This window comes from uncultured Nisaea sp. (assembly GCF_963974195.1).
In the GTDB taxonomy this organism is placed as follows: domain Bacteria; phylum Pseudomonadota; class Alphaproteobacteria; order Thalassobaculales; family Thalassobaculaceae; genus Nisaea.
Genome location: NZ_CAXBDC010000153.1, coordinates 1 through 7,260, shown reverse-complemented (window position 1 = coordinate 7,260; position 7,260 = coordinate 1). Strand labels below are relative to the sequence as shown.

The 7,260-nt window shown below is 63.4% G+C and carries 9 protein-coding genes; 5 read left to right on the top strand and 4 right to left on the bottom strand.

Annotated elements, in window-relative coordinates:
• On the bottom strand, window positions 1–464 hold a 464-nt coding region (locus tag AAC126_RS20995), incomplete at its 3' end, for a LysR family transcriptional regulator (RefSeq protein ID WP_339857214.1).
• A gap of 92 nt (window positions 465–556) precedes the next feature.
• Here AAC126_RS20995 and AAC126_RS20990 point away from each other — a divergent pair.
• From AAC126_RS20990 to AAC126_RS20975, 4 genes are all read left to right on the top strand, one after another.
• A complete protein-coding gene (locus tag AAC126_RS20990) occupies window positions 557–850 on the top strand; it encodes a YciI family protein (RefSeq protein ID WP_339857213.1) in 294 nt (97 codons plus the stop codon).
• 171 nt (window positions 851–1,021) lie between these two features.
• Window positions 1,022–1,675 carry a fructose-6-phosphate aldolase gene (gene fsa, locus AAC126_RS20985; protein ID WP_339857212.1) on the top strand — a complete coding sequence of 218 codons (654 nt, stop codon included), beginning with the start codon at window positions 1,022–1,024 and terminating at the stop codon, window positions 1,673–1,675.
• A 16-nt stretch (window positions 1,676–1,691) separates the two neighbouring features.
• Window positions 1,692–2,441 (top strand): DUF484 family protein, encoded by a 750-nt coding sequence (locus AAC126_RS20980; RefSeq protein ID WP_339857210.1) that lies wholly within the window; start codon window positions 1,692–1,694, stop codon window positions 2,439–2,441.
• Window positions 2,420–3,367 carry a tyrosine recombinase XerC gene (locus AAC126_RS20975; protein WP_339857208.1) on the top strand — a complete coding sequence of 316 codons (948 nt, stop codon included), beginning with the start codon at window positions 2,420–2,422 and terminating at the stop codon, window positions 3,365–3,367. The genes AAC126_RS20980 and AAC126_RS20975 overlap by 22 nt, the downstream gene beginning before the upstream one ends.
• Before the next feature lie 6 nt (window positions 3,368–3,373).
• On the opposite strand, the gene AAC126_RS20970 is transcribed toward AAC126_RS20975, so the two are convergent.
• Window positions 3,374–3,877, bottom strand: coding sequence for a hypothetical protein (locus tag AAC126_RS20970; RefSeq protein WP_339857206.1), 504 nt, complete (start codon window positions 3,875–3,877; stop codon window positions 3,374–3,376).
• Between the two features lie 145 nt (window positions 3,878–4,022).
• On the opposite strand from AAC126_RS20970, the gene AAC126_RS20965 reads away from it, so the two are divergent.
• Window positions 4,023–5,381 carry an FAD-binding oxidoreductase gene (locus AAC126_RS20965; RefSeq protein ID WP_339857204.1) on the top strand — a complete coding sequence of 453 codons (1,359 nt, stop codon included), beginning with the start codon at window positions 4,023–4,025 and terminating at the stop codon, window positions 5,379–5,381.
• A gap of 172 nt (window positions 5,382–5,553) precedes the next feature.
• On the opposite strand, the gene lpdA is transcribed toward AAC126_RS20965, so the two are convergent.
• Together lpdA and AAC126_RS20955 are read right to left on the bottom strand one after the other, a co-directional pair.
• Window positions 5,554–6,960: a dihydrolipoyl dehydrogenase gene (gene lpdA / locus AAC126_RS20960; RefSeq protein ID WP_339857202.1), complete on the bottom strand. Its 1,407-nt coding sequence runs from the start codon at window positions 6,958–6,960 to the stop codon at window positions 5,554–5,556.
• A gap of 69 nt (window positions 6,961–7,029) precedes the next feature.
• Window positions 7,030–7,260, bottom strand: a 231-nt coding sequence (locus AAC126_RS20955) for a 2-oxo acid dehydrogenase subunit E2 (RefSeq protein ID WP_339857201.1), incomplete at its 5' end; no start/stop codon positions are given.

Here is a 7,260-nt window from a genome sequence, read left to right as displayed (position 1 = left end):
CCGCCACTCTCCGGCCGGGCCAGCCGAAGCGCCAGATCGGCTTCCCGCCGGGTCAGGCTGAGATCCCGGTTTTCCGGAATCAGCTCAAGGATCAGGTCCGGGTAGGCGGGAAGCAGCGATGCAGACGCCGGGGCCAGTATCCGGTTTGCCACCACTGGCACCGCCGTGAGGCGAACAATGCCTGCCACGCGCTGACGCTGCTCCCCAAGCAGCATCGCCGCCGCGTCCGCTTCCCGCTCCATGGCAAACGCCCGTTCCGCGATTTCCTCGCCCGCGGGCGTCAGCGCAAGGCGCCGGTCGCCGGTCCGGACCAGAAGATCGACCCCGGTCACCTCCTGCAACGCATTGAGCCGTCTGCCGATGGTGGTCTGGTCAACGCCGAGCAACCGCGCCGCCGCCGCAATCGTTCCGCCACGCCGCACTGCCGCCAGGATCTGCAGGTCGTACCAATTTCTTATCTGCATAATTGCATTTTAATGCCGCAATCATGCGCATTCAAATATCAATATCGCAGCTTCAAGATAGAAACACCGAAACCTCATCCCGGGAGACCGATATGAAATTCGCTGTTCTGCTTGAAGACAATCCGGCCGCCGGCGCCGATATCCGGCGGCAACACATGCAAGCCCACCTCGCCTTTCTGGAAGAGAACCGGGACAGGATCGAGGCAGCCGGCCCCCTGCCCGTCCTTGGACACGGATCCGGCGGCCTCTGGATTGTCGAAGCGCCTGACAAGGAAGTGGCCGAAGCGCTTGTTCATGCGGACCCGTTCTGGCCGACGGGATTGCGGAAATCCGTTCAGGTCCTGGTCTGGAAACAGGTCTTCGCGAACGGCAGCAGGCTGATCTGACCAGCCGTGCTCGCGCGCCCTCTTTCCCGCCCTTGTTTCCTGCAGTTCCGTGAAAAGCCGGTGACGTCTCCCTAGCGTCACTGGCACCGGCCCATTGTATGCGCTAGACTCGCTTCGTCGATTCGGCCATACGGGGCACGGATTCACCACCTGCCGAGGATACAGGACGACATGAAGTTTTTCATCGACACTGCGGATGTCGCGGAGATCAAGGATCTGGCCGCCACCGGTCTCGTGGACGGGGTGACGACCAACCCGTCGCTCATCGCCAAGTCAGGCCGCCCGATCCTCGAAGTGATCAAGGAAATCTGTGGCGTCGTCGACGGTCCGGTCAGCGCGGAAGTCACCGCGACCGACTACGAGACGATGATGAAAGAGGCCGCGCTGCTGCTCAAGCTGGCCGACAACATCGCCATCAAGGTGCCGTTGACCGTCGACGGGCTGAAGACCTGCAAGGCGCTGAGCGACGATGGCATTCAGGTCAATGTCACGCTCTGCTTCTCCGCCGGACAGGCTCTGCTGGCCGCAAAGGCCGGTGCCGCCTTCATCTCCCCCTTCGTCGGCCGGCTCGACGATATCGGCATCAACGGCATGGACCTGATCGCGGATATCGCGGACATCTATGCCAATTTCGATTTCGACACGGAAATTCTGGTCGCCTCCGTGCGCGGCCCGCAGCATGTCATCGACGCCGCCAAGCTCGGCGCCGATGTTGCCACGCTGCCGCCGGCCGTGCTGCGCAGCCTGTATAACCATCCGCTCACCGACAAAGGTCTCGACGCCTTCCTGAAGGATTGGGCGAAGACCGGCCAGAGCATCCTTTAAGGACGGGCGACACGCGATGACAGGCAAGGGCTCCGTGGCGGAACCGGGCAAGAAAAGCGTCAAGCAGGCGGCCAATCAGCCTGCAGCGGCGCTGACGGCCGGACAGGTCGCGGATTACCTTTCCGCTCATCCGAATTTCCTGGTCGAACACCCGGAACTGATCGATATCCTGACTCCGCCGAGCCGCACCAGCGGCGAGGCGGTGGTCGACATGCAGCATTTCATGCTGGAGCGGCTGCGCTCGGAAAACCAGCGGCTGAAGGATTCCCATGCCGGGCTGATTGCCACCGTGCGCGGCAACCAGTCGACCCAGAACCGCATCCACGCGGCGATCCTGCGCATCGTGGCGGCGAATTCCTTCGACAATCTGATCCAGTCGGTGACGATCGACCTGCCGGTGATGCTCGGCATCGACGTGGTGACGATCTGCATCGAGGCCGGAGACGTGCCGATCCCGAAGGCCTATGCCTCGGGCGTGCGCTCCATCCCGGCCGGAACCATCGACCGCAAGATCGGCGTCGGCAAGGACGTGCTTCTGGCCGCCAATGTCGAGGGCGACGAAGCTATATTCGGTTCCGCCGCCGGGCTGGTCTCCTCCATGGCACTGGCCCGTATCCAGGTCAGCCCGCACTCGCCGATGGGCCTGATGGCCTTCGGAACGCGGGACGGCGAAGCCTATCATCACGGGCAGGCGACCGAGCTTTTGAGCTTCCTTGCCCGCACCACGGAGCTGACCATCCGGCAATGGCTGAACCTTCCGGGCTGACCAAGACCGAAACCATCACCGACCTCGCCGGGGCAACCCACGCCTGGCGGCAATGGCTGGCGAGCGAAAAGCGCGCCTCCGATCACACCCTGTCCGCCTATGAGCGGGACCTCGAACAGTTTCTCGACTTTCTGCAGGACCATCTGGGCGCCACTCCCGGGTTCCCCGATCTCGCTTCATTGAAGCCCGCGGACTTCCGGGGATACCTGGCCCGCCGGGTCTCGAAAGGCTATGCGAAAACCTCAACGGCGCGGGCGCTATCCGTCGTGCGCGGATTTTTCCGCTTTCTCGAGCGGCGGGGCGTGCTTGCAAACGCCGCCATCTTCGCGATCCGGGGGCCGCGCATTCCAGCCTCCGTGCCGAAAGCACTGACCGTCTCCGAAGCCACTGAAACGCTCGATGCCATGGGCGATCTCGCGTCGGAGCCTTGGATCGCCGCCCGAGACGTGGCGCTGGTTTCCCTGCTTTACGGAGGCGGGTTACGGATCGGCGAGGCACTGGCGCTCAATCGCGGCGATTTCCCGGCAGGCGATACACTCTCCATCACCGGCAAGGGCAACAAGCAGCGCATCGTGCCGATACTGCCCGCCGTCCGCGCCGCCATCGACGATTACGTCGCCCGCTGCCCGTATCAGGGCGGTCCGGACACACCGCTGTTTCGCGGTGCCCGGGGCAAGCGGCTGCAGGCCGGTGTCGCCCAGCGCGCCATGCGGCTGGCACGGGGCTGGCTGAACCTGCCGGAAACCGCAACGCCCCACGCCCTGAGGCATTCCTTCGCCACCCACCTGCTGGCCGGTGGCGGCGATCTGCGGGCGATCCAGGAGCTGCTCGGCCATGCTTCGCTGGCGACGACGCAACGCTATACCAGCGTCGATGCGGAACGTTTGATGGACGTGCATCGCCGCGCCCATCCGAGGGACAATTAGGGGCCTCTAGTTCCGGAAGAAGACCAGTTTGCGGTCCTCTTCCCAGTCCGGCACCCAGAAATAATAGTGCAGGTCGCACATGCCATCCTCGAGGATGATCGCGACCGGGCAGGCGCCCTCGATGCCGGTCATCTCGCGCACCTCCTCTTCCGTGAATTGCTCCAGGGAAATTTTCGGCGGCGGGTTACCGTCACCGCACAGGCCTGTCTGGTCCGCACTATCGAAGAAAGGCAGCACCGATTCCGAGACCAGCACACCCTCTTCATGCGTCACCACAACCATCAGAAACGAGGCGCCGTCCGGATTATCGTGGCTTACATAACCGGCGACCTTGTCCTGAAATCCGTCGCAGGTGACATCGCCTGTCTCAACCTGCCAGTCATGCTGAAAGACATTCTGGCCGCCCTGATACCGCATCTCGGCATTCAGATCCCCTTCCGTCACGTCCTGGGACCGGGCCGCGCCCGACCACAGAAAAACACACCCCAGGGCAATCAAGACAATCCGCATCGCTCAGCTACTCCCTTACCCGCTTTGCCTGTGTGAGCTTGCGCGGCTCCGCCGGCTCGGCCATGCTCTTCTTCACATCATCCGGCGGCCAGTTCAGCCTTACAGCACGCCACTCTCATTATACCGCCGGAACAGGGAACTGCCGATGCCCGAGATTGCGCATAAAGGCTACACGCCGACCATCTGGGAAAGCCTGGCCGCCGCGCCGCATCCCTCTCTCAGTTTCCAGAGTTCCTTCTGGCATTCCGTCGCTCCCGCTGGTCCCGCCTGCACCCGCCTCGACGGTGAGGCCCGGACGGAAATCGCCGTGGTTGGCGGTGGTTTTCTTGGTCTTTCGACCGCGCTTCATCTGGCGGAGGCCGGGCACAAGGTGACGTTGCTGGAAGCAGACGAAGCCGGGTTCGGGGCCTCCGGGCGCAATACCGGGTTCGTCGTGCCCAATCTCCTGACCGGTCTCGACCCGCGCTATGCAAAAGAGAAATTCGGGCCGGAGAAAGGCGATCTTCTGGTCCGCATGCTCGGCGAAGGCGGCGATCTGGTGTTCGACCTGATCAAGCGGCACGAGATCGACTGCTGGGGCAAGCAGACCGGCTGGATGCAGCCGATCCACACCGCGAAGAAACTGGACTGGCTGGAAGACCGGGTGAAGCAATGGCAGGCGCTTGGCCGGCCGGTAAAACTGCTCTCCCGGGACGAGGCGGTGGCCGAGACTGGCTCGGAGGCCTATCACGGCGCGTTTCTAGACCCGACCGGCGGCCATATCAACCCGCTCGCCTTCGTACGCGGTCTGGCCCATGCCGCCGTGAAAGCAGGGGTCACGCTGCATATCGACAGCCGGGCGACCGGAATCGGGAAAAAGGGCGCCGAATGGCATCTGCAGACCGATCACGGCACGCTGATCGCCGACCGGGTACTGCTGACCACCAACAGCACCGGCGGCGGGCTGGCACCGAAGGCGGAAGGCACCCAGTTTCCGATCACCCTGTTCCAGGTGGCGACACAGCAGCTCGATCCCGAACTCCGGAAAAGCGTGCTGCCGAATGACCGCTGCTCCGCCGACACCCGCAAGGATCTGATCGCCTATCGCTGGACCAACGACAACCGGATCGTCACCGGCGGCCTGCTGGCCAATCCGCTCGGCTCGCTGGAACGGGGCCGCACGCACCATCTCGGCCGTCTTCAGGAACTGTTGCCGCAATTGCCGAAGCTGGAGCCCGAATTCGCCTGGCAGGGCCGCCTTGCCGCCGCGCGGGATTACATGCCCCGGCTGATGCAGCTCGGCGACGGCGCCTTCTCCGCCATTTCCTGCAACGGACGCGGCATCGCCATGACCACCGCGCTGGGCCGCAAGCTGGCCTACTGGCTCTCCGGCGGCTCGAACGAGGAGCTGCCACTGCCAATCACCGCGCCGGACCCGGTGCTACTGCCGAAACTTGCCCCGCTCGCGTTTTCTGTGTGGCTGCCAATGGGACGGCGTGAGGATGCGAAGGATCTGCGGGGGTAAGCCGCCTCCTTCACCGTCATCCCGTCGAAAGACGGGACCCAGGGGAAGGCCGGCGGTGCTCAATGATCAACTAGGTCCCGGCTCTCCGGCCGGGATGACGATTAAAAAGTTAGAACAAACAAAAACCGCGGCTCGAAGGCCGCGGTTTTCTGGTTGATCTCGAATAGCCCGATCAGATGTGGATCGCGCCCTTGTTCACCGCGAGGCCTGCTTCCTTGACCGCTTCGGCCAGGGTCGGGTGGCCGTGGCAGATCCGGCCGATATCCTCGGCAGAGCCGCCGAAAGCCATGACGGCCGCGACTTCATGGATCAGGTTGCCGGCTTCCGGGCCCATGATATGGGCGCCGAGCACCGCGTCGGTCTTCTTGTCCGCGATGATCTTCACGAAGCCTTCGGTCATGCCGACGGACTTGGCGCGTGCATTGGCGGTGAACGGGAAGGAGCCGGCCTTGTATTCGACGCCTGCTTCCTTCAGCTGCTCTTCGGTCTTGCCGATGCTCGCCACTTCCGGCCAGGTGTAGACGATGCCGGGAACGAGATTGTAATCCACGTGACCGGACTGGCCCGCCATGGTCTCGACAGCGGCAACGCCGTCTTCCTCGGCCTTGTGCGCCAGCATCGGACCCTTGATCACGTCGCCGATGGCGAAGATACCTTCGACATTGGTTTCGAAATCCGCGTCCACCTCGATGAAGCCGCGCTTGTCCATCTCGACGCCGACCTTGTCGAGGCCGAGGCCTTCGGTGAAGGGCCGACGGCCGATGGCGACCAGCACGACGTCAGCATCGATGGTCACGGCATCGCCGCCCTTGGCGGGTTCGGCCGTCAGGGAGACACCGGTTTTGGTCTTCTTGGACGCCGTCACCTTGGTGCCGAGCTTGAACTCGATACCCTGCTTCTGCAGCACGCGCTGGAACTTCTTGGCAACCTCGCCATCCATGCCCGGGACGATCCGGTCGAGGAATTCGACGACCGTGACCTTGGAGCCAAGACGGGCCCAGACCGAGGCCATTTCAAGCCCGATCACGCCACCGCCGATGACCACGAGATGATCCGGCACCTTGGCGATGTCGAGCGCGCCGGTCGAGGTGACGATCTTCTTCTCGTCGATCTCCAGACCCGGCAGCGGGGTCGGCTCGGAGCCGGTGGCGATCAGGACGCGCTCGGTCTTGAGCACTTCCTTCTTGCCCTTCTCCGGGGTGATCTCGACCTCGGTCGCGGATTTCACCACGGCGGAACCGGTCTTCCAGTCGATCTTGTTCTTCTTGAACAGGAAGGCAACGCCGCCGGTGAGCTGTTCGACGACGCTGGCCTTGTTGGCCATCATCTGTTTCAGGTTCAGCTTCACGGAGCCGACATCGATGCCGATATCCTTCAGGTGATCCTGGGTCTCGGCATATTTCTCCGAGGAGGAAAGCAGCGCCTTGGAGGGAATGCAGCCGACATTGAGGCAGGTGCCCCCGAGGGTCGCGCGCTTTTCGACGCACGCCACTTTCATGCCCAGTTGCGCAGCGCGGATGGCGGCCACATAACCGCCCGGACCCGCACCGATGACGACGAGATCGTAGCTGTCAGCCATGATAAATCGCTCTCTTGTCCAGCTCGTTCTTGAAAGGCCGCGCGCGGGACCAGCCCGCGCGCGATGAAATTACATGTCGATCAGCAGGCGGCGCGGATCTTCCAGCGCATCCTTGACGCGGACCAGGAAGGTGACTGCCTCGCGGCCGTCGATGATGCGGTGATCGTAGCTCATCGCCAGATACATCATCGGCCGGATCTCGACCTTGCTGTTCACGACCATCGGCCGTTCCTGGATCTTGTGCATGCCGAGAATACCGGACTGCGGAGGATTCAGGATCGGGGTCGACATCAGCGAGCC

Excerpts from the sequence above, each read along its gene's own strand:
- AAC126_RS20975 (WP_339857208.1), top strand. The coding sequence starts at position 2,420 with ATGGCTGAACCTTCCGGGCTGACCAAGACCGAAACCATCACCGACCTC.
- AAC126_RS20970 (WP_339857206.1), bottom strand. The coding sequence starts at position 3,877 with ATGCGGATTGTCTTGATTGCCCTGGGGTGTGTTTTTCTGTGGTCGGGC.
- AAC126_RS20965 (WP_339857204.1), top strand. The coding sequence starts at position 4,023 with ATGCCCGAGATTGCGCATAAAGGCTACACGCCGACCATCTGGGAAAGC.
- lpdA (WP_339857202.1), bottom strand. The coding sequence starts at position 6,960 with ATGGCTGACAGCTACGATCTCGTCGTCATCGGTGCGGGTCCGGGCGGT.
- AAC126_RS20980 (WP_339857210.1), top strand. The coding sequence starts at position 1,692 with ATGACAGGCAAGGGCTCCGTGGCGGAACCGGGCAAGAAAAGCGTCAAG.
- fsa (WP_339857212.1), top strand. The coding sequence starts at position 1,022 with ATGAAGTTTTTCATCGACACTGCGGATGTCGCGGAGATCAAGGATCTG.
- AAC126_RS20990 (WP_339857213.1), top strand. The coding sequence starts at position 557 with ATGAAATTCGCTGTTCTGCTTGAAGACAATCCGGCCGCCGGCGCCGAT.